This window comes from Metabacillus litoralis (assembly GCF_003667825.1).
GTDB lineage: Bacteria > Bacillota > Bacilli > Bacillales > Bacillaceae > Metabacillus > Metabacillus litoralis_B.
The window spans coordinates 4,899,157-4,922,120 of the sequence record NZ_CP033043.1 but is presented as its reverse complement, the minus strand read 5'-3'; the positions used below and the strand labels follow the sequence as shown (position 1 = coordinate 4,922,120).

17 protein-coding genes are annotated in these 22,964 nt (G+C 36.3%); 5 read left to right on the top strand and 12 right to left on the bottom strand.

Annotated elements, in window-relative coordinates; all coding sequences use genetic code 11:
* Positions 1–50 precede the first annotated feature (50 nt).
* On the bottom strand, positions 51–788 hold the full coding sequence (locus tag D9842_RS24120; RefSeq protein ID WP_121664648.1) for an MBL fold metallo-hydrolase: 738 nt from the start codon (positions 786–788) through the stop codon (positions 51–53).
* 230 nt (positions 789–1,018) lie between these two features.
* Between D9842_RS24120 and yhfH the strand changes: the two genes are divergently transcribed.
* Positions 1,019–1,153 (top strand): protein YhfH, encoded by a 135-nt coding sequence (gene yhfH / locus D9842_RS24115; protein ID WP_098794870.1) that lies wholly within the window; start codon positions 1,019–1,021, stop codon positions 1,151–1,153.
* 753 nt (positions 1,154–1,906) lie between these two features.
* Here the strand turns inward: yhfH and D9842_RS24110 are convergent.
* The 9 genes from D9842_RS24110 to D9842_RS24070 all read right to left on the bottom strand — a co-directional run bounded on the left by D9842_RS24110 (position 1,907) and on the right by D9842_RS24070 (position 16,143).
* Positions 1,907–2,923, bottom strand: coding sequence for a LacI family DNA-binding transcriptional regulator (locus D9842_RS24110; protein WP_121664647.1), 1,017 nt, complete (start codon positions 2,921–2,923; stop codon positions 1,907–1,909).
* Between the two features lie 414 nt (positions 2,924–3,337).
* Positions 3,338–5,623 (bottom strand): ammonium transporter, encoded by a 2,286-nt coding sequence (amt, locus tag D9842_RS24105; RefSeq protein WP_121664646.1) that lies wholly within the window; start codon positions 5,621–5,623, stop codon positions 3,338–3,340.
* Positions 5,624–5,798: 175 nt separating this feature from the next.
* Positions 5,799–8,027 carry a YhgE/Pip domain-containing protein gene (locus tag D9842_RS24100; protein ID WP_162987552.1) on the bottom strand — a complete coding sequence of 743 codons (2,229 nt, stop codon included), beginning with the start codon at positions 8,025–8,027 and terminating at the stop codon, positions 5,799–5,801.
* A 75-nt stretch (positions 8,028–8,102) separates the two neighbouring features.
* A complete protein-coding gene (locus tag D9842_RS24095) occupies positions 8,103–8,675 on the bottom strand; it encodes a TetR/AcrR family transcriptional regulator (RefSeq protein WP_121664644.1) in 573 nt (190 codons plus the stop codon).
* A 92-nt stretch (positions 8,676–8,767) separates the two neighbouring features.
* Entirely contained in the window at positions 8,768–9,388 is a 621-nt protein-coding gene (locus D9842_RS24090; protein ID WP_121664643.1) for a hypothetical protein, read from the bottom strand.
* 788 nt (positions 9,389–10,176) lie between these two features.
* A complete protein-coding gene (locus D9842_RS24085; RefSeq protein ID WP_121664642.1) occupies positions 10,177–11,649 on the bottom strand; it encodes an amidase in 1,473 nt (490 codons plus the stop codon).
* A 135-nt stretch (positions 11,650–11,784) separates the two neighbouring features.
* Positions 11,785–12,720: a ferrochelatase gene (gene hemH / locus D9842_RS24080; protein WP_121664641.1), complete on the bottom strand. Its 936-nt coding sequence runs from the start codon at positions 12,718–12,720 to the stop codon at positions 11,785–11,787.
* 38 nt (positions 12,721–12,758) lie between these two features.
* Complete coding sequence (gene hemE / locus D9842_RS24075; RefSeq protein ID WP_121664640.1) at positions 12,759–13,811, bottom strand: uroporphyrinogen decarboxylase; 1,053 nt, start codon at positions 13,809–13,811, stop codon at positions 12,759–12,761.
* Between the two features lie 187 nt (positions 13,812–13,998).
* Positions 13,999–16,143, bottom strand: coding sequence for a transglycosylase domain-containing protein (locus tag D9842_RS24070; protein WP_121664639.1), 2,145 nt, complete (start codon positions 16,141–16,143; stop codon positions 13,999–14,001).
* A 128-nt stretch (positions 16,144–16,271) separates the two neighbouring features.
* On the opposite strand from D9842_RS24070, the gene D9842_RS24065 reads away from it, so the two are divergent.
* Both D9842_RS24065 and D9842_RS24060 read left to right on the top strand, forming a co-directional pair.
* A complete protein-coding gene (locus D9842_RS24065) occupies positions 16,272–16,781 on the top strand; it encodes an antibiotic biosynthesis monooxygenase family protein (RefSeq protein ID WP_121664638.1) in 510 nt (169 codons plus the stop codon).
* 312 nt (positions 16,782–17,093) lie between these two features.
* Positions 17,094–18,416, top strand: a complete 1,323-nt coding sequence (locus tag D9842_RS24060) for a hypothetical protein (RefSeq protein WP_257535940.1) — start codon at positions 17,094–17,096, stop codon at positions 18,414–18,416.
* 70 nt (positions 18,417–18,486) lie between these two features.
* On the opposite strand, the gene D9842_RS24055 is transcribed toward D9842_RS24060, so the two are convergent.
* Positions 18,487–19,470 (bottom strand): aldo/keto reductase, encoded by a 984-nt coding sequence (locus D9842_RS24055; RefSeq protein WP_121664637.1) that lies wholly within the window; start codon positions 19,468–19,470, stop codon positions 18,487–18,489.
* Positions 19,471–19,626: 156 nt separating this feature from the next.
* On the opposite strand from D9842_RS24055, the gene D9842_RS24050 reads away from it, so the two are divergent.
* Positions 19,627–20,190 (top strand): DUF3231 family protein, encoded by a 564-nt coding sequence (locus D9842_RS24050; RefSeq protein ID WP_306821493.1) that lies wholly within the window; start codon positions 19,627–19,629, stop codon positions 20,188–20,190.
* A gap of 57 nt (positions 20,191–20,247) precedes the next feature.
* Here the strand turns inward: D9842_RS24050 and D9842_RS24045 are convergent, their stop codons facing one another.
* Positions 20,248–20,892 (bottom strand): phosphatase PAP2 family protein, encoded by a 645-nt coding sequence (locus D9842_RS24045; RefSeq protein WP_121664635.1) that lies wholly within the window; start codon positions 20,890–20,892, stop codon positions 20,248–20,250.
* Positions 20,893–21,070: 178 nt separating this feature from the next.
* Between D9842_RS24045 and D9842_RS24040 the strand changes: the two genes are divergently transcribed.
* Positions 21,071–22,276 carry a M20 family metallopeptidase gene (locus tag D9842_RS24040; RefSeq protein ID WP_121664634.1) on the top strand — a complete coding sequence of 402 codons (1,206 nt, stop codon included), beginning with the start codon at positions 21,071–21,073 and terminating at the stop codon, positions 22,274–22,276.
* Positions 22,277–22,964: the final 688 nt, after the last annotated feature.

The window sequence follows — 22,964 nt, the reverse complement described above, 5'->3', positions numbered from 1 at the left end:
GAGGGCAAAATATTTTTACAGATAAAGGGTCACTAGTATGTAGTAACCCTTTACGAACAATTAATCTTCAGACCACTCTTGGCAAGAAGTACTTTACCTGAGAAGATATTCTCCGCATCTCTTTTTAAATCATTATGATCCCCAAAATGAGGCAAATGAGTAATAAGCAGTTGGTTCACTCCTGCCTTTTGAGCTATTTCTCCAACTTCCCGACTATTCATATGTCCCATCTTCGCACCATCTTGATGTGAATAAAGACTGCACTCAGCGATAAGGAGATCTGCTTTATTTGAAAAAGGTATAAACTCATGCTTATAGCTAGAATCAGCCGTATAAATGACAGTTGATTTATGATCTGTTATTTTCATTGCAAAGCATGGTGCCGGATGAGATGTTTCTAAAAAAGAGATGGTAAAGGGGCCAACAGAAACCACCTGTTCTGATGTATACTCGATGCCTATTGTTGCATCTTTATATGTTAGTTTCTGGAAGCCTCCCTTATCTAATTTATGACCATAAATTGGCAGCGTCTTCCCTTTTCCATTAATGATCGTTGTAACATAGCGAGCATATTGCAGGGGACCAACATCAGCTATATGATCGTGATGATAGTGGGATAAAATGACGGCATCCAATTCATCAATCGTTAAGTACTCTTGTAGTTTTGATAGCACAGCACTACCACAATCCACTAGTAGTTTAAATCCATCTGATTCCACTAAATACCCTGATGTTGCTTCATTTACTTTTGGAAAGCCACCCCAAAAGCCAATAACGGTTACTTCCATCTCTAATTCCCCCTCCTTTTAGACCTTTCCATTATAAACCAATATTAGGATTCATAAAATTGAAATTCTTTATACCAAAAATTGGCTAATACCTATTTTTAGTTGGTAAAACTCCTACAAATCAACAACTTTTACCTTTCTACTCGAAAATTGTTACAAAACAGTTGTTGACACTTTTTAATCTGTTATAATACAATAAGTGTAATAAAATCAAACGGAGGGGATTCCAAATGATAATGAAAATAACTGAATTTTTCAGAAACTTACCTAAAAAACAATGTAAAGAGTGTGGAAACGAAATTGAAGAGCAACATGAATGCTATGGCAACACTTGCAATGAATGCTTGCATGTTACTGAAATCTAAGTCGTTTACTTGCGCCCAATCTGTACAATAACAGTTTTATGTTTTGATACCTGATACAGAACAAAAATAGGAGCTTTACTAAGTAGTTTGGTTTTCGAGTACAAAACTTAATTAGCAGTCCAATTCGCAATTGAATTGGACTGCATTTTTTGTTGCTTATCAAGAATCTTCATAAGTGTAAGGGTATTTTAGCACCCTAATTCTCATTCCTTTCAACAGGATGAGTTTGTTTGCTAAATTAATTGGGGATTGATGGACTGAAAGTGGTAGGTTTTTGGATATTCCAGTTAGAAAATAGTGTAGAAAGAAAAGACTCTGATGTTATTTAGTATAGAACTGATAGGCGGAGAAATTCCGGTTAACGTATATAGTAGGTGCTTAAGAAGCCGATATAAGCGGATATATTCCGGTTAACTTCCATATTTTTAACTAAATCTAAAGAATAGGTTCGTATAAGCAGAAAAACTCCCCTTATTTTGTAGGAAATGTTGGTATTTCCCAATTTAAAAGGAATTTTTCCGTTTATTTTTTAATTAACACAACTATAGAGTGCAAAAAATGCTTGGAGACAGTAAAATGTTCCAAGCATTTTTGCTAATCAAATTATCTGTTCATTTAAGCGAGAATGACCGTTCAAATAGTACGGATATTTCTAATTTTGTACTTCAAAACCGAACCCGTTAGGAACTTTACCTCTAGTTTCTTTTTCATTCACTAAAATAAAAAAGAAGAAGATTAGTATCTCCTTCTTCTTTAAGATGTCGCAACTAGATTTCTATTGTTCAAAGATTCACGAAATACCAGTTTTGAAGAGAATTCATGGTTCTCAAAAACACGGAATTGTTTTTTATGTATTTTTTCACAAATGACTTCAATTGATTTTTTAGCCATGATTTCTACTGGTTGTAAGACGGTTGCAATCATTGGATCGATTAATTTTGTCATTGCCATATTGTCGTATCCAACAACCGTCAAATCTCCAGGAATATTCCAGCCTAACTTCTTAGCCTCAGAGATAACGCCCGCTGCCACAGCATCTTCACCAGCAATTAGTGCAGTTGGTGCAGCCTTCATATTTTCAAGCTTTCGAAAAATTTGCTGACCATCGTCCACTGTGGAAACCCTTTCAAAAAAGTACTGATCATAATCATGTATATTTGCTTCTTGTAAAGCAGACATAAATCCTTCCAGTCTCGACTGTGTTCCGTTTTTACTCATCCCACTAGAACAGTACGCAATACGTGTATGACCCCTTTCAAGCAGATACTTTGCAACCATGTAGCCACTTTCTGCCTGATTTATATACACCTTTGGTACTTGAGCACAATCTACATTTTCATTACAAAGAATGACCGGACCGAAGTTCAAATAAGTGTCAATAACTGACCAATCATTTTCAACTGATGTCATAATGACCCCATCTACCTGCTTGGTTTTCAAGAGATTTAAATAACGGCATTCTTTTTGTTTTGAAAATTGTGTCTGGCAAATAATTAATTGATACCCTTTAGAAGAAGCTTCCATCTCTAAGATTTCAATCAATTGACTAAAAAATGGATTTGATATTCTAGGTATCAAAACAGCAATAATCCCGGTTTTTTGATTTCTTAAGCTTCTTGCTGCAGAATTAGGAACATACCCCAATTGTTCCATTGCTTTCTGTACAAGCTTCTTTTTCTCATCAGAAACATACGGATGATCATTTAAGACTCGAGATACAGTTGTTCTAGATAAACCCGCTAGTTTCGCGACATCTTCAATGGTAGACAAATTTCTCCCTCCCCATAGGCTCTATGTTGCCCACCTTGTTTGACCTTTGGAAACGTTTTCAGGTATAATTATATGAAAATATCTTTTGTAATTCAATCTTTTTTTCAAAATTGTTCCTATTTTCATAGAGAATAGGATGTTACTTTATAAAGGGGGCTATCGAATTAGGCTGTTCCATTGCGCTGCAGACACTTTCTTTCCGTGGGGCGTGCGCTGAGCCTCCTGGGCTTTTGCCTGCGGTTCTCACCTGTCCCGCTGCTCCCACAGGAGTCAAGTGTCTTCCGCTCCATTTCACTATCGCTTTAATAAAATCACTTTAATTCTACAATCTTAACGAAAAATAACCCTAAAACAAAAAACAAGAATAAAGCCCACTGACCTTATTCTTGTTGATTAAATTAGATAGATACAGAGTTACTTAGCCGTGACAAATTGACTGACTGAGTGTTGTAGTTCTTCATTTTGTTCTTTCATATTTTTTATTTTTTCTACCATGTCAAAGGTAAGATCTAGATTGGCTTTCATATTTTGATAGACTTGCTCCATTCTGCCTGTCATTTTCTTAAAGCTGTCTTGTTGTTCATATCTTCTTCCTTGGATTGTTACGGTATCTTGATTAACTCGTTCTAACGTAACAAGAAAGCTGTTCATAAAATGACTTACTTGAAAAACTTTTTCATCAATTGTACTGAATCGTTTAGGCATTTTTGATAATTCCGTGCTAAGTAGGTCTATTTTTTTAGAAAGCTCTATTACCTCTGAAAAACCGGCAGTGGTTTCTTGTGTTGTTTGCTGAATCATCTTTCGAATATCTTCAGTAGAACTTTTAGATTTTAGAGCAAGCTTTTTAATCTCATTCGCTACTATTGTAAAGCCTCGTCCTGATTCCCCAGCTCTTGCTGCCTCAATGCTAGCGTTGAGGGATAATAAGTTTATTTGTTCAGAAACGTCCGTAATAATGTCAATCATCTGTCCACTTTCATTTGCATAGTTGGTAATCTTAGAGATATTCTCGTTAAACAATGTCATCTTTTGATGAACATCATCGTTGAGCTCTCCTACATTATGAACAAAGCTTGATATGTCCGATATTTCCTTTTGAATCCAATTTAATTGATTTCCAATTTGTTCAATCGATGAGAATGCCTGCTGAATCTCAGCAATGACTTGATTTTCGACTTCTATTTCTTTCTCCAACCACTTTTCTGATTGTGTTACGTATGAATAAGTTTCCTCTATTTCAGTCATTTGAAGACTGGCACTCTGTTTTGAATCCTCACTTAGGGATAATACATTGCCTGTTGTGGAAAGCACATTAGCTGTTTGTGTTTTTACTTGATGCACAAGATCATTTAACGTTGATAGCACCGTATTAAATGCTTCATTAAGCTCGGCCATGTCCTCCCCAGCCTCATATCGGATTTTTTTCGTTAAATCACCCTTTGCGGCAGCAATCTCATTCATCGCGACAATTGTGTCTAATACAGATATTGAAGCACCATGCTCACTAACATTTAAGCCTGCTTCTTCCTCTTCTTTTTCTACTCTTATTTTCATTGTAAATTTCATAGTTCCATAAATGATCAATCCCATCCCAAAAGCCCAGACAAAAGCCGCTCCAATTCCTAAAAGTTGAACACCAATTTGTTCTATTCTAGTTTCACGCACAAGACTTTCAAGTGGTGCAAATAAAGCTAAAGCTAACGTTCCCCATGCTCCACATACACCATGAACAGCAATCGCTCCAATGGCATCATCAATCTTAAAGACAGAGTCTATTAATCTTAAAGAGAAAATAACTAGAACTCCACCAATTGCCCCGCTTATCAAAGCAAACTCCGGAGTTAATATATTAGCACCTGCTGTTACAGAAACAAGACCTGCGAGAATTCCGTTTAATATATCTTCTACTCTCGGTCTTTTATCAAGCATCCAACTAATGATTAATGCAGCTGTTCCACCACTTACCGCACCAAAATGAGTGTTTAAAGATATTAATGCAATGCTTACATCTGCTACTCCAGTAGATCCTGCATTAAACCCAAACCAACCAAGCCATAAAATAAATACACCAGTTACAGCTAAAACTGCATTCGACATAGTGAATTTTCTACTTTCACCTGTAGAAGTATATTTTCCAATTCGAGGTCCTACTATAATCGCAGCCGCCAAGGCAACCCATCCCCCAATGGAATGAACAACAGTGGAACCAGCAAAATCTATAAAACCTAGAGACTCAAGCCATCCTTGACTATCTCCATTCCATAAGCTTCCCCAAGCCCAATGTCCAAAGATTGGATAAATGATTGCACTTATCATGATCGTTCCGATAATATACGCTCCAAATTTCACACGTTCAGCAATAGCACCGGAAACGATCGTTGCAGCTGTTCCGGCAAAAACAATTTGAAATAATAAAAATGCCCAATTATAAGGATCTTCCCCAAGGCCTCGTAAAAAAAATCCATCTAGCCCTATCCACCCAGAAGCTGAACTGCCAAACATTAAGGCAAAACCAACCAGAGCAAACACAATTGTTGTAATGAGTAAATCAATAACATTTTTCATTGCTACATTAATTGAATTTTTTGCTCTTACTACCCCAGCCTCAAGCAAAGTGAAACCAGCCTGCATAAAAAAGACTAGAAAGGTGGCAATAACAATCCATAAAACATTCATATTTAGTTCGATCGTCTCCATTTCCTACCTCCAAATGATATTAATAGTTACATATAATGTTATATTTTATAACATATTAGGTAAAAAGGGGGAATTTTCTGAAAAAAATATATAAATTTGTTTTATTTTGTCATTTTTATAAGGTCAATCCTACTGCAAAACAAAAGGTCTGACCCGAACTCGGATCAGACCTTTCTTATCCTTCTATTTGACCTACGTCTTCTTGCACACTGGACTTTTTCACCTTTAATGAAAAATAGATGATCGTCCCGATAATAAACATTGCAAAAAAGCCAATCAATACATATGCTTGATTCCACATTTCAGTAAAATCTCCAGTGGAAATAATCGCTCTTAACCCTGCCACTGAGTATGTCATCGGTAACCAATGATTAATCACTTGAAAAACATCAGGAAGTAATTCAAGCGGGAAGGTTCCTGCACTTGTGGTTAACTGCAGAATTAATATAATGATTGCGATAAACCGCCCTGGATCAGCCATTGTTGTTACAAAAAATTGCACAATAGCCATAAAGGTTAAACTCGTTAAAATACTAAACAAGAAAAACAAACCAATATTTTTTACTTCCAGGCCCAATCCATATAAAAGGAGTATATCAGCTAAAACTGCTTGGAAAATTGAAACAACGAATAAAATACTAAATTTACTAATAAACCATGTCATTCCAGAGCTTGGTTCTCCAGCTGGTTTCCGTAATGGAAAAACAACCGTAAATAAAAGTGTTCCTACAAATAATGCTAAGGAAAGAAAGTATGGAGCAAGTCCTGTGCCATAATTTGATACTTTATTTATTTCTTCTTTAGACAGTTGAACTGGCTCAGCTATCATGTCATATTGATCTTCTGTTCCTTTAACATCTTTTGTATCTTCTGTTGCCTCCTCTAGTTTTGATGAGAGCTCGTTTGTACCATCGGATAACTCTGTTAATCCATTGTCTATTTTAGTGGAACCATCTGCAAGTTGAACAGATCCATCTTGTAAGGCCACCGCCCCATTCGCTAATTCATGTATACCACTTTCAAGCTTCACTCCACCATTTGTTAACCTAGACACTCCTGTTTTCATTTGATTGATTCTTTCGCCAAAAGTAGCTAAGCCAGACGTTATTTGTGATTGACCACCACTAACTTGAAGAGCACCGCTATAAAGTTTCTCTTGTCCAGTCCCAATCTGATCGATTGCCTCTTGAACAGCAACGGTACCTTCATAAAGCTGAGTACTTTTTTCCGGTAAGTCCACTACTTTTTCATGTAATTTTTCAGCACCTGCTGTTAATTCAGTTAAATTAGTTGCAAGTTCTTGCTGCCCTTTATTAATACTGTTTAATGCTTCAGCTAAAGCCATTAATTCTGCCTTTTGCTCCTCAGGTATAGATGCTCCTTCAAGCTTTGTCACCATTTCATTCACTTTGTTGGTTACACCAGCGAGATTTTCGGATAAATAAGCAGCTCCCTCACTAGCTGTGAGACTTCCTTCTGCCAATTGCTCCGTTCCTGTAGCCAACTCAGGAGCTGATGTGTTTAATTGTTGGGTTCCAGTTGTTAGATCTGGTAAGGATTTCACAAGTTCTTGAATTCCTTCCAAGGAGCTTTTTAAACCTGCTACCAGTTGAGTTGATCCACTTTCCGTTTCAACAGAGCCATTGTAAAGATCGTTTTGCCCTTGAAGCATGGCAGTTAAGCCATTTTCTACTTCACTCATACCATCTGATAATTTCACTGTACCTTTTTCAGCTTCATTAAGCCCCTCTTTAAAGGTAATTGATTTGGTAACTAATTGCTTAAGGTTATCATTTAGTGTGCTTGAGCCTTCCTTCAGTTCATTTACACCATCATTGATTTTTTGAGAACCATCATTTGCCTCACTGATCCCATCAGCCATAAGCTTGATATTTTCAAATAACCCTTCTGCATATGTTTTTGTTAATGAATGAGAAACCTCTTCTTTTATTTTCTCAACGGCACTCTCACCTATTTGACCTGAAATAAAGTTATATCCTTTATTTGTTTTAAAAGATAACTCAAGATTTTGCGGACGATCATCTAATAATGTTGTAGCATTTTCTGAAAAGTTTTTAGGAATTTCGATAATCATGTAATAATCATGATTTTTTAAACCTTTTTCAGCTTCATCTTTTTCTACGTAATGCCAATTAAATGTAGAGTCTTCCTTAAGTGTTTCGATTAACTCGCTCCCAACATCTAAAGGTTCACCTTCAAATATTGCCCCTTCATCTTGATTAACAACTGCAACAGGTAATTGATCGAGCTGTCCATAGGGATCCCAAAATGCGCTAAGATATCCACCGCTGTACATTAACGGTATAAACAATACCCCAATAACAGCGATCAATACTTTTCTATTTTTTAAGAGTGCTTTCCATTCTGCTTTTATTAAAGACACTTTTATATCTCCTCCAACAATAACTATTTGACCAAAATGTTCATTTAGTCATTTTCTATCAAAAAGAGAGGATTATCATAGTGACAATCCTTTAAGTAAATAGCCCTCAAAGATTTCAGCAATCTTTTCTTTCCCTAGGGGTTGATGATGTTTTTCCCAATCAAAAATAAGTGCAACATACAATTTTAAAATAATAAACGCAGTAAGCTCAGGATCACATTTTTTGATATCTTGGTTTTCTATTGCATCAATCATTTTTTGTTTTATATAAAGTAAGACCATTTCTTCTACCTTATGAACACCTTCATTTACGGTTGGTGTGCCTAGTTCTTGACTCTCTTGAAAGATTTTTATTGTTAATTGATGAGTTTTTCTGAATTCAAGAATACTATATAAGGCTAAGTGAACACGATCAACAAAAGGATGGCTTGTATCAAATGCCGCATCTGCAGCAGTCCTCATATCTGCCAATAATCGATCAATAATTTCTGAAAACAATTCTTCTTTATTTGTATAAAAAGTATAAATTGTTCCTTTACCAACATTCGCTAGCTTTGATACCAAATCCATTGTTGTTCCCTTATAGCCAAATTGCGTGAATGCTTTTGTGGCAGCCTCTACTATTTGCTGCTTCCTATCTATGCTCATTATATTCACTCCTGCATCAAAAATGACCAAATGAATAATTTGGTCATTTAGTGTGTAAGTAATATATCATGTTTAGATTTCTTTTACAAGTTCTATGTAGTTTGTTCTTTATGGTTTCCCACTATTCCATGTTGATCTAAGAAGGAAGTTATCTTTTTAAGATGTTCCTCATTTTCAACAACCACATAGCTTGATGGGCTCAACCATGATTTCTTACGGAATAATGTTAGCTTATATCCATTATCAACTCTCGTACTATAACCATAAAGCTCATGCCAACGTATGATCTTTTCTGTTTGATAAGAGGAAATTTGACTTGGATGATAGAACTTCCCATTTATGATAACACCTTTTGATAGGATAAAAAGACATCCCTTGTGTTGTACAGATTTAATTAATATAAAAAACAAATAAGCAGAACTAAATAAAGAGGATTCTAACCAATCCGTTGTTAGTACAACAACTAGTAAAATAAATAATAAAATAAGTGCAGCTAATGTGGCCCATTTTACATATTGATAAGACCTTGAATGTTTTGATATAGGCTGCATTTCTTTCCACTCAGCAGGTATAAGGATACTATTAAACTCTCGCTCTGTTCTAGGAAATAGAGCCTGCGTTGACATTTCAGCTGCTTTCTTAATATTCATTCTGTATTGAATGATGTAAGCAATACAAGTAATAAAGATGATCATAAAAATGATATCAACCATCTTACTTCCTCCTTTCTCCTTTTATTCCACTAGGTACTCTCCTTAAATAAATAATACGAATAAGCTACCATTAAGTTTCATAAATAGGGGAAAATTCCCACTTACCTCTACATATAACTGATCGAATGAATTTTCGAGTACAAAAACTTAATTAACAAACAAATTAGCAGCCCAATTCGCAAATCATTTAGACTGCTAATTGTTTGTTGCTTATCAAAGCTTTTCATAAATGTAATGCGATTCGCAATCCTTTCAACAGGATGACAAAAGTTAAGGTCAATATGCGAGTTTGTTTGCTAAATTAATTGGGGATTGATGCACTAAAAATGGTAAGGTTTTGGATATTCAAGTTGGGAAAATATTAGACTCTGATTTTTCAATATTGATTTTTTCGTGGAGGTATAGGAATTGATAGGCGGAGAAATTCCGCTTAAGGTAGATAGTAGGTGCTTAAAAAGCTGATATAAACGGAAATATTCCGGTTAATATCTATATATATAACTAAATCTAAAGATTAGGTTCATATAAGCGGAAAAACTCCCCTTATTTTATGGGGAATGTTGGTATTTTCCAATTTAAACGGAATTTTTACGCTTATTTTTCAAATCTAGTGAAAACACAACTATAGAGTGCAAGATAATGTAAAAAATGCTTGGAGACACAATGTTCCAAGCATTTTCGCTAATCAAATTATCTGTTTCATTTAAAGGCAAATTACCGTTCGAATTGTACGGTTATTTCTAATTTTGTACTCCGAAACCGAAACTGAACGAATGAGCCGACCAGTATTATTTCGCTTGAAATGGAGCAACTCGGTGTTTTGTTGCTTGCTCATATGAATAAGCAATTTCCAATAAAGTTGGTTCCATATACGCTTTGGCTGTAAAGGTAATTCCTACAGGTTCACCTTCATTTGTGTAACCAGCTGGTACAGTAATGGATGGATATCCTGCCTTCGCTGGAATCATTGCCCCAAAGTTGTTCGGGAAAACAATCGCATCTAATCCTTGCTCCTGCATGACATGATCAATTCCCTTTGTTTTGGATAAAGTATCATCTTTTTCTAAGCTTTCTAGATATTCTGGTTCAATTAGATTGCCACTTGTTGCATTTGCATCAAGGAATAGTTTTTGACCAAACTTTAATGCCTTCTCACCAATTTGTTCATTTGCTTTAATCACATCAGCTAGAGTTCGTACTCCGATACTAGAGTCAATTGTTTTTAGGTAAGCATTAAGATCGGTTTTAAATTCATATAAAAGGACATTTATATCCCATTCTTCATTTGTTGATGGGATGGTAATTGGATCAACGACTTCCGCACCAAGCTCCTTCAACTTATTAATCGCGTTGTTCATAACTGTTAAGTGTGATTCATTTAACTCATCAAAATATGTTTCTCGGGCAATCCCAATTTTCTTCCCCTTTAACCCCTCTTTTATAAGATGGTTGGTGAAATCTAAATCGGCAAGATCATTCGTTAAAGTGATAGGGTCTTGCGAGTCTTTTCCTGTTAGTACATTTAACAATATCGCAGCATCCTTAACAGATCTCGCCATTGGACCTGCTGTATCTTGGGTATGTGAAATTGGAATAATTCCTTTTCTGCTAATAAGACCAACAGTCGGCTTGATCCCAACAAGTGAATTTTGACTGGCAGGACTTAAAATAGAGCCTGATGTTTCTGTTCCAACTGCTACTACCGCTAGATTTGCAGCAATTGCCGCTCCTGACCCTGCACTTGATCCTCCTACAATAAAGTCCGTTCCGTAAGGATTTAATACCTGGCCGCCTCTAGAGCTATACCCTGTTGGCATATCCTCAGCGATAAAATTAGCCCATTCTGTTAAATTGGTTTTTCCCAGAATGATAGCCCCAGCTTCACGTAGCTGTTTAACAAGTGTTGCATCTTCTTTTGCATAAGATTCCGCCAGCACAAGAGATCCTGCACTTGTATGCATTTTATCAGCTGTATCGATATTATCTTTAATGACAACAGGAATTCCGTGTAATGGTCCGCGACTTCCTTTAGTTTTGCGTTCATAATCTAATGTGTCGGCGATATGTAATGCTTCGGGATTCACTTCAATAATGGAATTTATTTTTGGACCTGCTTGGTCGATCTCCGCTATTCTTGATAAGTACATCAGCACTAATTCTCTTGATGTTATTTCATGATTATTTAGCTTCTCTTGAATATCATCAATTGTTACTTCAACAAGCCATTCATTTTTTAGTTGTTCAAGCTTTTCATTCTGCATCTTAAATTCCTTCCTTGTCCATTTTTCACTTTATATATAGTTTACTTTTATTTTCTTTTTATTACCATTATTAAGGAGTTAGCCAACAAAAAAGCAGTAAACTCAAATTGAATTCACTGCTTTAAAAAATAATCTTTAGTTTGATTCGTTTAAATGCTTTAGTACAACTGTTGATAAACAGTCGATAAATTCTGGTTTTGCGTTTGGCATTTCAGGGCGGTAGTAACCTGCACCGAGTTCATCTGTAATGACCTTACATTCATAGTCATTATCATAAAGAACTTCGAGATGGTCAGCTACAAACCCTACTGGTACATAAACAAACGTTCTGTAGCCTTCTTCGTATAAATCTCTAGTAAGATCTTGAACATCTGGCCCTAACCAAGGCTCTGGAGTGTTACCAGCACTTTGCCAGCCTGTTACATATTTCTTAATACCAGCAGCTTCCGCAATTAAATCAGCTGTTTCTTGAAGCTGCTGTGGATATGGATCTCCATTTGCAATAATCTTTTCTGGAAGACTGTGTGCAGAAACGACAAGAACAGAAGAGTTTCTTTCTTCTTCAGTCATGCTGCTGTATGTTTCCTTGAGTTGATCTGCCCAATAGCTGATAAATTTAGGCTCTTTATACCAGCTTTCGACTGATGTAATGGTTAATCCACCAAGCTTTTCAGCCTCTTCCTTCGCTCGTCCATTGTAGGACTTTACACTAAATGTTGAGAAGTGAGGTGCTAATACAATACTCACAGCTTCTGTGATTCCATCCTCATGCATCTGTTTTACAGCGTCCTCAACGAATGGCTCGATATGTTTTAAGCCAAGGTACATTTTAAATTCTATTTCATCTTGTATGCTATTTAGATGTTGTTCAAGCTTTTCTGCTTGCTCTAATGTAATTTTAGCTAATGGAGAAATTCCACCGATTGCTTCATAACGATCCTTTAAATCCTGTAGCATCTCAGGAGCTGGTTTACGACCATGACGGATATGAGTATAGTAGCGCTCAATGTCTTCCTCTTTATAAGGCGTACCATACGCCATTACTAGTAATCCCATTTTTTTCTTACTCATATTTTTCACCTCAATAAAGTACTATCTTTTATTCTGCCTTAGTTGCTTACCTTTGCCTTTTTGGAATAATCATGCACAAAAGAAGTTAATTTTTTTAGTGACTCTGGATTTACCTGTGGAAAAACACCATGTCCTAGATTGAAAATATATCCGTCCTGCTGCATTCCCTGATCTAATATAGCTTTTGCTCTTTCTTCAATCACTTCCCACGGAGAAAGTAAGATTGCTGGATCAAGGTTCCCTTGCAGCGTTTTTGTCAATCCCATGGAACGTGCCTCAGAAACAGGTAATCTCCAGTCAAGGCCAACTACATCAAGTGGCAGATCATGCCATTCTTTAGCTAGGTGGCTAGCTCCAACACCGAACATGATAAGAGGTACGTTTTCTTCTTTAAGCTCACTGAAAATTCTCTCCATCGTAGGCTTAATAAATGTACGATAATCTGCAACATTTAAAGCTCCTACCCATGAATCAAAAACTTGAATGGCTTTAGCACCCGCGCGAATTTGTGCTTTCACATATGTAATACTCATTTCAGCCAGCTTATCCATCAATGCGAACCATGCATGCGGCTCTGAGTACATAAATGCTTTTGTTTTATTGTAATTTCGTGAGGGGCCTCCTTCGATCATATAACTAGCAAGTGTGAAAGGAGCTCCGGTAAATCCAATAAGCGGAACAGATAATTGCTCTTCAGTAAGCAGTTTGATTGTATCCAATACATAAGGAACATCACTTTCCGGGTCTATTTCTCCCAATTTCTCGATATCTCTCATTGATCGGATCGGGTCATCAATAACAGGACCAATTCCTGATTTAATTTCAACATTTACTCCTATAGCTGGAAGTGGAGTCATGATGTCTTTATATAGAATGGCAGCATCAACATCGTACTGTTCTACCGGTAATCTCGTTACGTATGCACAAAGTTCGGGTTGATGCGTAATCTCAAACAGGCTGTATTTTTCCTTAATTGCCCGGTATTCAGGTTGTGATCTCCCTGCCTGCCTCATATACCAAACTGGAACATAGTCCGTTTTTTCTCCACGACACGCTTTTAAAAACGTATCATTGATCTTTTTTTCAGCCATCCAAAAAAGTCCACCTTTCTATGTAGAAGGGGCTAACCCCTTTATTAAATAATATTAATTATAAAGTAATATTTATTCTATATTAAACTCTCTGCCCTTTCAACTATAACGGTTTCATTTCCTGTTGTATAGCTTAGATATGCAAATGTCAAAAAAAAGACGAAAACATCCTAGCTTTCCTTTCAAATCAATGATTTGAACTAAATAAAGTAGGTTTCCGTGATTTCGTTTGAATTCCTTCCTCATTCGTTTGCGTGTTATAAGGAGCAACAGAATAAGAGGTACCTGAAAACACATTAGCAAATGGAATCTCATAGACTCCAGTTCCCTTCACCGTGCCTATTAACTCTGTTGAGTTTCCTTCTGAATGCTCATAGATGCGGTATTCCACCCGTTCGTCTTTTAAAGGTTCCCATTCAAGTGTTAATGTAATTAACCCAAGCGGTTTGAACGTATATCTCGCTTCAACTTGGTCGATCTCTTTTATTCTTATAGGGCTTTCTAGGTCCTGTACACCTTCAGGCATAGCAAAGGCTACATCTTGATCCCATTTAGCATCATTTAGAATGTCTTTAAAAAGCTTCGTCGGATAAGAGCTTCCATGTGTTAAATAATGTTCTTTATCTGTTTGATCATAGCCAATCCAAAGAGCTCCAACTACATTTTCCGTGTATCCTACAAACCAGGCATCCTTCGAGGCTCCAGGGACATTAGGATATGAAGTGGTTCCCGTTTTACCTGCTAACTCTCCTTTAAAATGACCATTTTGTGCTGTTCCTTCTGTAACAACATGCTGCAGCATACGTGTCATATCCCAAGCTGTTTGAGGTGAAAACACATCTTTCGTTTTTGAATGATGCTCTGCTATCACCTTGCCATCTCTATTTTTTATTTCTTGTATAAAGTGATGTTCACTGTAGCTTCCATTTGTAGCAAAGGTCCGATATGCATTCGCCATTTGAATAGGTGTTACCCCTTCAGACAGTCCACCAAGAGCAATTGCAAGACCATCATCCTTAATTCCCATTCCGAGAGACTTTAAGTATTCTTTACTAGTTTTTATCCCTAATTCTGATAACGTCCAAACAGCAGCAGCATTTTTTGATGAAATAAGGGCATCAAACATAGATACCTCTCCTGCATACTGATTATCATAGTTTTTAGGGGAATAATCACCATATGTTAACTGCTCATCTTTTAGCAACGAGTATGGTTTAAATAATTTTGTTTCTATTGACGGGGCATAAACAGCAACTGGTTTAAAGGTTGATCCAGGCTGTCGTTTCGCATTAAGTCGATTTAATCCTTTTGGTACATAATCACGGCCACCTATTGCTGCTATCACTCCACCTGTTTTGTTATCAAGTAAAATAAAAGCTCCTTGTGCAAAATCATCTGTTCCAGGAAAATATTCCTTTTTCTGAAATAAATCATACGCAGATTTTTGCAAGCTAAGTTGTAGTGGAACTTTGATGGTATATCCACCTCTTAATAATTCTTCATTCGATATGGCATACGTTTCTCTTGCTTCATCAAAAACCATATCAATGTAAGTAGTAAGCCATGGACTTTCTTGTTTTTTATTCACATTAAGCTTAACTGTTTTCCCTTGTGTACTAACAACTTCATCATATGTGATGTAGTGTTGATCTCCCATTAAACTTAAAATAACATTCCGCCTTTGCTTACTTTTTTCTGGATTTGCAATCGGTGAGTATGTTGAGGGAGCTTTTGGAATTCCTGCGAGCAACGCCCCTTCTTCAAGGCTCAATTCCGAAACATCTTTATCAAAATAAAGCTTTGCTGCAGCCTTTATCCCGTATGCTCCATGTCCAAAATATACTTGATTTAAATACATTTCTAGTAATTTGGCTTTGCTATACCGTTTTTCTAAGTTAACTGCAATGATCGCTTCCTTTGTTTTTCTTAGGAGTGTTTTGTCATTTGTTAAAAAAATATTTTTGGCTAGCTGTTGAGTAATTGTACTACCGCCTTCTACTTTTCCCCCGGCCAAAATATCTTTATAGAGGGCACGTGTTATTGCTCTAGCATCAATTCCATGATGCTCATAAAACCTCTGATCCTCAACTGAAATGAAAGCTTTTTGAACATATTCAGGAACTTCAGAAATATCGACAAGCTCTCTATTTTCTATGTAAAGCTTTGTAATTTCTTTTCCTTCAAAATCGACAAGCTTTGACGCTGTATTCATTACTAATTTTTCTTCATCGATGACATAATTCCCCATAAAGATAATAAAAAGATAACCTAAAAAAGCAAAGATTACGATACTAACCAATGCAATGCTTGATAAAAGAAGTTTCTTTTTCATTTCATCACCCCTTTTAGCTTAGTATTGTTAATAATAGGAAGGTATATGTGTTGAAAACACTAAAAATGGAAATATATAAAAAACAGTTGATATAATATAACCAAATAAATTATTTGAGGTGAAACGAATTGAAGCTATACATCACATATGGAACAGTGGATTATTTAGCCAAATTAGAAAAGAGCCATACTGGCGAAACCCTTTTACTCATGGCTAACCAGGACACTGGTGTGCTTTTTCACGAATCAAATGGCGAAACGATTTTTAAGGAACCAAAAACATACGAGGTATTAGATTCAACTGGTAACATCAAAAATGGATCTTTTGCTGTTTTGAACAATATCCCTGTATCAGATGAAGGAAGGCCACTATTCGAAAAACGGTTCAGTGAAAGAGCTCGGATGATCGAAAATGAGCCAGGCTTCTCAGCTATTCGTGTGCTGCGACCAAAAAGCAGTGATACTTATATTATCTTAACATTATGGGAAAGTGAGAAACACTTTAAGGATTGGCAGAACTCCAAAGCATACGAGCACGCACATAAAAAAAGAGGTTCAGAAGAAGGTATTGACCGAAAATCCATTTTCCCTCGCCCGTCATATGTAACGACTTATTCCATTGTTAAAAACGACGAATAACTATTCAAGGAGGCTGACCAATAGTAACAGGTCAGCCTCCTGTCTTATTACCTATTCAGTTTCTCTGTCATTTAGACAATATTTCCTTGGAAATGACATCTTATTTCTACACAGTATGATGCTAAATTTCTACATCTACTAACAATTACATATAGTATTCTTCCCTTCATTCCTTCCTCACATCTTATCCTCATTCCTCATAAGGTGTAAAGAAAACCATTTAGGCTTTTGCTGAGGAGTGATCATAATGGGATAGAAATAACACTCATTCACTGGGTTTACCTACTGTTTATAGTTGGAATCATCGGTTTTATGCTTTTCCGACGTGATACAACGATTGTTTGTATAGTAGGAATACTTTCATTAGCTGCTTTTTCAACACTCTCTGTTAGTGATTCTATAACAAGTCTTTTTAATAGCTTTACCTTTGCAATTACACAGCTTTTACCAACAATACTCGTTATTTCAATTATTGTCGCAATGAGTAAGATTTTGACCATATCAGGCATTAATGAAGTAATGATTTTACCATTCTCAAAAATCATTAAAAATCCAACAACTGCCTTTTGGACGATTGGAATTTTAATGATGATAATTTCCTTCTTCTTTTGGCCTTCACCAGCAGTTGCACTAATAGGTGCTGTATTGTTACCCGTTGCCATTCGGGCCGGATTGCCTGCACTTGGTGTAGCAATAGCTATTAATTTGTTCGGGCATGGTATTGCTCTTTCCGGGGACTTCATTATTCAGGCAGCTCCTAAACTTACTGCTGATGCAGCGGGAATTCCAGTTGGGGATGTGATTGAAGCAAGTATTCCCCTTGTCATTACAATGGGACTTGTAACGACAATCTCTGCTTTTTTTCTTTTAAAAAGAGATATAAAACTAGGTAAAGATTTTCCAACTGTTTCAACATCATCTCCTATTGAAGACACAGACCACAGCTTGTTATCAGCAGCCACAAAAAAATGGCTTGCTATTATCATTCCAGTCATTTTTGTAATTGATGTTATTTTAATGATTACATTAAATCTACAAGGTGGAGATGCCACGGCATTAATTGGTGGAACATCCTTACTTATTTTAATTCTCACAACCTGTTTAGCTCATAAGAAAAAGGGACTTGAGGAGTCAACAAATTATTTAATTGAGGGCTTTCAATTTGGTTTTAAAGTGTTCGGGCCAGTCATTCCTATCGCTGCATTTTTTTATTTAGGTGATGCGGGATATTACGACATTGTCGGTCATTATCTTCCTGAAACCTCTGAAGGAATCGTAAATGATTTAGGTATTGCTCTTGCACATATTGTTCCTTTAACACCGGAAGTTGGAGCTGTCACACTAACAGGTGTAGGGATATTAACAGGACTAGATGGTTCAGGCTTTTCGGGTATATCTCTCGCTGGATCAATTGCACAACTGTTTTCAACAGCTATTGGAGTCAGTACTGCTACATTAACAGCATTGGGTCAAGTAACAGCTATCTGGGTTGGAGGCGGAACGATTATTCCATGGGCACTTATTCCAGCAGCTGCGATTTGTGGAGTCGATCCGTTTGAATTAGCTCGCCGAAATCTTCTTCCAGTCTCAATTGGTTTAGTCATAACAACTATTGTAGCTATGTTTTTATTGTAGACTCAAACCTCAAAAGTAAACGACAAAAAAGATCCTGTAAACAGAACTGTTTAACAGGATCTTTATGTGATTATCTTTGGAATTTCTCAAGAAATCTTGTCGGATATTCGCTAGGAAGCTTACTTATCTCATCAAGTTGATTCCATTGTTCAGCTGTTAACTCCCAATCAACACTTCCCATATTTTCATTAAATTGCTCCAGGCTGCTGGCACCAAAGATTGGTGATGTAATCTCTTCTTTTTGTAGAAGCCACCTTAGAGAAACCTGTGCAGGTGTTTTATCAACTGCTTGAGCGATCTTCTCGATTGTTTGTAAAATCTTAAAGTTCTTTTCATTATTTCGGTTCTCCCAGCTAGACTCACCCACACCTTTAGAGAGCCGTCCTGTTGTAGGAGATTCACCTTGTTTATATTTTCCTGTTAAAAATCCTCCACCAATCGGTGCCCACGGAATTACCCCAACATTTTCTTCTTTACAAAGAGGTAAAATTTCACGATCCATTTCACGGTTGATTAAACTATACTGAGGTTGAATGGAAATGAACCTAGCCATATTATGAAAATCACTATATGACAAAGCTTTCATCATCTGCCACGCAAGGAAGTTTGAACATCCTATGTATCTTACCTTACCTGAACTAATAAGATCATCAAGTGTTCTTATTGTTTCCTCAATAGGTGTTATATTATCCCAAACATGAAGTTGATAAAGGTCAATATAATCCGTATCTAACCTTTTTAAACTTTGCTCTACCCCTTCTAGAATTCTCCGTCTAGAATATCCAAAGTCATTAGGATGTGGACCTACTCGCATTCTAACTTTTGTAGCTAAAACAACCTCGGAACGGCGATCTTTGATGGCTTTACCAACAATTTTTTCTGATTCTCCACCAACATAAACATCTGCTGTATCAACAAAGTTACCACCCTGATCAAGAAAGTTGTGAATCATACGAATAGAATCCGCTTCTGTTACTTCTTTTCCAAATGTCATGGCGCCTAAGCATAGCTCTGAAACTAATAAGCCACTTTTCCCTAGTGTTTTATACTTCATTGTCTTTCTCCCCTCGTTTTTAGTTCTGTCTATCTAATATTCTAGATGCAATAAGTTTATTCCTTTAAATAACTACCGTAGAAAAGAAGCTACTAAAACATCAATTTCTTTTACATCTTTTGTAAAAAATAAAGTCATACTAAGAAACAATAGGAGGTGAAGAAGTTGCCTAATCCATTTGAAGCTGTATGGAATACATTAAAAACAACAATAGATAAAGTAGATGAACCGCACTCTCCTCTCCATGTTATTGAGGTTGGTGACCTTTGGAAGTATGTAACGATGGTGGAAGAGTTCATAAGATATGAAGAAGTTGGATTAAACACAACCTCAGATGATGAGGTAAGAGAAATGCTCGTTGATGCGGTCAAATTGTGTGAATCTCAGGTAAAAAGGTTAAGTGACTTTATGAAAAAAGAGGGTGTGCCTTTACCAGATGTTACGTCTGCGAAACCAGAGTCAAACCCTAAGGAAGTTCCTTTAGGTGTAAAACTAACAGATGATGAGATTTCAAATGGGATTTCATTTAAATTAGTCCTGTGTATGCAAGCATGTGCGAAAGGCCAAGCTGATGCTATCCGTAACGATATTGGTTTACTTTGGTTAAACTTCTATACAGAATGGGTAGCTTTTGGAACAACATTAAAAACGTTAATGCGTAAGCGTGGTTGGATTAAAATTCCGCCTTATTATTACCCACCAGGTTCTCCTGTTCAATAAATAAAAAAACCAACTCAATGAAGCGCAGGAGTTGGTTTCTTATTTATTAACTTACTTTTAAATAGAAAGGTCACTTTTTACTTTTCTTCGGCTGATTATTTTATGTAAATAAACATCTAAATGTATAATCCCAATTAGCAAAAGGGAACCAGCAATCATTCCGCCAATTACATCTGTTAAAAAATGCTCTCCTTCCAACAGTCGGCTCATCCCAATAACAACGACTATTAAACTTGTACAAACTAAAATGGTTTGTTTCATTTTTTGATCATTTGTTTTTTTCAATAGTTTATAAGCGATTGTTCCAAACAGAAGAAGTCCAACCATAACATGACCACTAGGAAAGCTATATCCATCTTCAATATGTTGGGGAAATGTTGGACGCTCTCTCCCAATAACAGCCTTTAATGCTTTATTTAAAAAATTTCCAAATAGAACAGCAACAAATAGAAGCGAAGAAGTTATAAAACCTTTTTCCACAATGGCAAATACGATCATAAAAATGAATAATGTCACAATAATTCCGATAGTTGACCCAAGCATTCCTATAGCTTCAAATATTGTTGCTAGACGATGATCATGAAAAGAATATAACGTTTCTCCAATTATCGTTTCGAATTTATTTGTAGCATTCAACATCACTAAAGCAATTAATCCTATAAATAACACCGTTAATAAAATAACTATATTTTTTGTTTTCACTATTATCCCTCCTCTCCAAATTATTTTCTTGAAATTTTCAAAATTTTTCAATACAATCTATCTAATATTAATACGAATCTATTTTAATACATTTCACATTGTAAACATATGATTTTACATGGCTTTTTATATGTAGAAACTCGTAGATACTTAAAATCAATATGATAGGGGGAATACGATGCTTGATCATCTCTGGTCTACTCTAGACAGTTATTTTTCGGAAATGGTTACCATTCGCAGATATTTACATATGCATCCAGAGCTTTCTTTTAAAGAAGAAAAAACAGCTGCATATATTTTAAATTATTATAAAAAACTTGGTGTTAACGTACGTGGGAATGTTGGTGGTAACGGTGTTGTTGCAACAATTAAAGGTGACCTCCCTGGTCCTACTGTTGCACTAAGAGCCGATTTTGACGCCCTGCCAATTCAAGATGAAAAAGATGTTGAATACAAATCAACTGTTCCTGGTGTGATGCACGCATGTGGACATGATGGGCACACAGCAACATTACTTGTGTTAGCAAAAACTCTTCATGAAAATCGACATCAGCTTAACGGAAACATTGTCCTTATTCACCAACATGCAGAAGAATACGCACCAGGTGGAGCAAAATCAATGATTCAAGACGGTTGCTTAGACGATGTTGATGTAATCTTTGGTACACATTTATGGGCTACTGAACCTGTCGGTAAAATTCAGTATCGTGTAGGTCCATTAATGGCCGCTGCAGACCGCTTTGAAATTACTATTCGTGGAAAAGGCGGACACGGTGCACAACCTCATAAAACAAAAGATGCCATATTAATAGGGTCTCAAGTGGTAACCAGTTTACAACAGATTGTAAGTCGTAAAGTGGACCCTATTCAATCAGCCGTTGTAACGGTTGGTTCATTTGTAGCGGAAAACGCCTTTAACATTATTGCAAATTCAGCCATGCTTATTGGCACAGCACGGACCTTTGATGAAGAAGTTCGTACACAAATTGAACATGAGATTGAACGGGTTGTGAAAGGAACCTGTCTCATGAGCGATGCAGATTATGAATATGAATTTTTCAGAGGATACCCTGCTGTTGTTAATCATGAGAACGAAACAGAGTTTTTAAAACAAATTGCACCTAGCGTACCTGGTGTTTATGAAGTTGAGGAAAGCCCACTTCAAATGGGTGGAGAGGATTTTGCCTACTATCTACAAAATGTGAAAGGGACTTTTTTCTTCACTGGAGCAAAGCCCGTGACTGCAGATGAAGCTTACCCTCATCACCATCCTAAATTTGATATTGATGAAAAAGCTTTACTTATTGCTGCTAAAACACTATGTAAAGCTGCTATTCAATACCAAATCGATCACGTCAAACATTCATCAGCCATAAAGCAATGAAAGTAATAAACAAAAGGCAGAAGCTATGATTATAACGGGTTCGGTTTCCGAATACAAAAACTAAATTAGCAAACTAATAAGCAGTCCCATTCTCTACTGAATATGACTGCTTATTTTTATTGATATATATGGGGTTTAATTAAATGGAAGGTAACTAGGCCCAGAATTCCGAACCACTTTTAACATGGTGACATAAGTATTTGTCAGCAATAAAATTCGCAAGCTCATTGCTATTCCAAATGGTGTGCTAAAAATGATTTTAACTACCAGGGGGGGATGAAGGTCTGAGAGGTGGATAAATAAAGCAGATTATCCTTAATTGAGTAACCAATAGTTTATAAATAAGCGGAGTTTTTCCGGTTAGAATGAAGAGTGGAAATCAATTTGGAGATATAAGCGGAATTTTTCCGGTTAAGTAATGTAAAATGGACCATTTTCGTCTTTTTCGATTAAATAGGCGGAATCTTTCCGTCTATTTAATCTATTTTTCATGTTATTTCCTCAATAAGGGGAATTTCTCCGCTTATTAGTAGCTTATTTCCTTGCGATTCTTGAAGAGTTGGAAACGGGTACTTATCTTGGTATAAAAAATGCTTAGAGCATATATGTTTCCAAGCATTTTTCTTTACTGATTTACTTGTCAAAATGCTTTTTAAGCATAGTCCGAATGACTATACGAAAAGCAATG

Coding starts and splice junctions, on each gene's coding strand:
- D9842_RS24120 (WP_121664648.1), bottom strand. CDS start 788: ATGGAAGTAACCGTTATTGGCTTTTGGGGTGGCTTTCCAAAAGTAAAT.
- yhfH (WP_098794870.1), top strand. CDS start 1,019: ATGATAATGAAAATAACTGAATTTTTCAGAAACTTACCTAAAAAACAA.
- amt (WP_121664646.1), bottom strand. CDS start 5,623: ATGGAGACGATCGAACTAAATATGAATGTTTTATGGATTGTTATTGCC.
- D9842_RS24095 (WP_121664644.1), bottom strand. CDS start 8,675: ATGAGCATAGATAGGAAGCAGCAAATAGTAGAGGCTGCCACAAAAGCA.
- D9842_RS24090 (WP_121664643.1), bottom strand. CDS start 9,388: ATGGTTGATATCATTTTTATGATCATCTTTATTACTTGTATTGCTTAC.
- D9842_RS24085 (WP_121664642.1), bottom strand. CDS start 11,649: ATGCAGAATGAAAAGCTTGAACAACTAAAAAATGAATGGCTTGTTGAA.
- hemH (WP_121664641.1), bottom strand. CDS start 12,720: ATGAGTAAGAAAAAAATGGGATTACTAGTAATGGCGTATGGTACGCCT.
- hemE (WP_121664640.1), bottom strand. CDS start 13,811: ATGGCTGAAAAAAAGATCAATGATACGTTTTTAAAAGCGTGTCGTGGA.
- D9842_RS24070 (WP_121664639.1), bottom strand. CDS start 16,143: ATGAAAAAGAAACTTCTTTTATCAAGCATTGCATTGGTTAGTATCGTA.
- D9842_RS24060 (WP_257535940.1), top strand. CDS start 17,094: ATGCTTTTCCGACGTGATACAACGATTGTTTGTATAGTAGGAATACTT.
- D9842_RS24055 (WP_121664637.1), bottom strand. CDS start 19,470: ATGAAGTATAAAACACTAGGGAAAAGTGGCTTATTAGTTTCAGAGCTA.
- D9842_RS24040 (WP_121664634.1), top strand. CDS start 21,071: ATGCTTGATCATCTCTGGTCTACTCTAGACAGTTATTTTTCGGAAATG.